Raw genomic sequence first — 2,093 nt, 5'->3', positions numbered from 1 at the left:
CCCCTTTTTTCACTTTTCACTTTTGGGGGGTCTGTTTTGTTGTTTTAACCGACCCGGCCGGGGGGGGGGGGGGGGGCGCCCCCCCCCCCGCCCCCCCCCACCGCCGGCCGGGCCCGACCGCTCCTCTCTACCGGGACCGCACCCATGCGGCACCCGGCCGGAACCGCCCCGGCGGATCGGCAGTAACCGGACCGGGGTGGAGAGTTCACGGTCGGGGGATACCGTCAGCAGGCAGACCAAGACCACCCGCCGGCCCCGCGCCGTGCCAGGCGTCCGGTCGTCCCGCCCGCGCTCCACACCACGAAGGAGTCACCCGATGCCGATGCGTCCGCTCCGTCCCGGTGACCGCGTTGCCCTCGTCGCCCCCAGCGGCGCGGTCGACCCCGCACGACTCGCCCTCGGGACCGACATCCTGCGGTCCTGGGGCCTGGAGGTGGTCGTCCTCCCGCACGTCCACGACACCCACCGCACGCTGCCGTACCTCGCCGGCGCCGACGTCGATCGCGCCGCTGACCTGCAAGCCGCCTGGCTCGACCCCGACATCGCCGCTGTCCTCTGTGTACGCGGCGGGTTCGGGGCCCATCGGATGGTCGACCTGCTCGACTGGGACGCGATGCGCGCTGTCCCGCCCAAGCTCCTGATCGGGTTCAGCGACGTCACCGTCCTGCACGAAGCCGTCGCCCAACAGCTCGGCGTCCCCACCCTCTACGGCCCTATGCCCGGTGCCGGCGTGTTCACCACCGATGCCGCGACCGCCGAACACCTGCGCCGCACCCTGTTCGAGCCGGCGACCACGACCGTCCTCACCGGACCGGACGCCACGACCCTCGTTCCCGGACGCGCCCACGGCCTCCTGATGGGGGGCTGCGTCTCGCTGCTCGCCGCCGACCGCGGCACCCCCGCCGCCCGCCCGTCCTTCGCCGGCGGCCTGCTCGTCCTGGAGGACGTCAACGAGCAGCCCTACCAACTCGACCGCATCCTCACCCAACTGCGCCGGAGCGGAGCCCTGGAGGGAGTGGCGGGTGTGGTCCTCGGTTCCTGGGACCTCTGCGGACCGCTCGACGGCGTACGCGCCGTGATGCTCGACCACCTCGGCGACCTCGGCGTTCCCGTCGTCTGGGAACTCGGCTTCGGCCATGGCCCGTCGACGATCACTGTCCCGCTCGGCGTCCCCGCCACGTTGGACGCCGACGCGGCCACGCTCACCCTCGATGCACCCGTTCTCGCCGTCCCCGTCGATGCGTAGGGTTGCGAGCCATGCACGTCGAAGGCACTTCCGCTGCGGGCACCCCCACCACCGTCCCGGCCGACGAGCGGCCGTCCGCCCCCGTGGCGGCAGTGGAACGTGCGCTCGGCCTGCTCCACGGCCCCGGTAGCGGAACCGGCCGAGTACTCCTCGGTCTGGCCGGACCGCCCGCCGCCGGAAAGTCCACGCTTGCCCGGCTGCTGATCGACGCGGTCAACCGCCACGAGGGCCCCGACACCGCCGCCTACCTCCCACTGGACGGCTTCCACCTCTCCAACGCCCAGCTCGACCGCCTCGAACTGCGCCCCCGCAAGGGCGCCCCCGAGACCTTCGACGCCTTCGGCTACCTCGCCCTCGTCCAGCGCGTCGCCGCCGACCGCTTCCACGACATCTACGCGCCCGACTTCGACCGCACGCTCGACGAGCCCGTCGCCGCCCGCCACCTGATCCGCCCCTGCACCCGGCTGGTCGTCACCGAAGGCAACTACCTCGCGTCCCCCGCCACCCCGTGGGCGGACGCCCGGGCCCTGTTGCGCGAACTCTGGTACGTCGACGCCGATCACGCGGCCCGGGACGCCCGGCTCCTCGCCCGCCACACCGCCGGCGGCGAGGACCACTCCACCGCGCGCCGCCGCGTCGACACCAACGACCGGCCCAACGCCGCGCACGTGGAGACCACCCGTGCAGCCTGCGACTGGGTGGTCCGTGCGGACGTGTTTGCACCTGCTCGCCGAACGGCGTAGTGTTGCCTAGTCGCTCGGCAGGGAGCACCGGACACGCATCTGTGTGGACGGTCCCGGGGCGGCCAATCCCTTGGAACCACCCAGTTGATCCGTGTCGGGTCGCG

2 protein-coding genes are annotated in these 2,093 nt (G+C 72.8%); both read left to right on the top strand.

The genetic code is table 11. The features are described from left to right. The first annotated feature begins 316 nt into the window (after positions 1-316). A complete protein-coding gene (locus ACFV4P_RS25855; protein WP_380474959.1) occupies positions 317-1,246 on the top strand; it encodes an LD-carboxypeptidase in 930 nt (309 codons plus the stop codon). Between the two features lie 11 nt (positions 1,247-1,257). Next, positions 1,258-1,989, top strand: a complete 732-nt coding sequence (locus ACFV4P_RS25850) for a nucleoside/nucleotide kinase family protein (RefSeq protein ID WP_380474957.1) — start codon at positions 1,258-1,260, stop codon at positions 1,987-1,989. The last annotated feature ends 104 nt before the right edge of the window (positions 1,990-2,093 follow it).

Origin of the sequence: Kitasatospora sp. NPDC059795 (assembly GCF_042732175.1) — a bacterium.
Classification (GTDB): domain Bacteria; phylum Actinomycetota; class Actinomycetes; order Streptomycetales; family Streptomycetaceae; genus Kitasatospora.
This window is presented reverse-complemented; position numbering and strand designations above follow the sequence as displayed.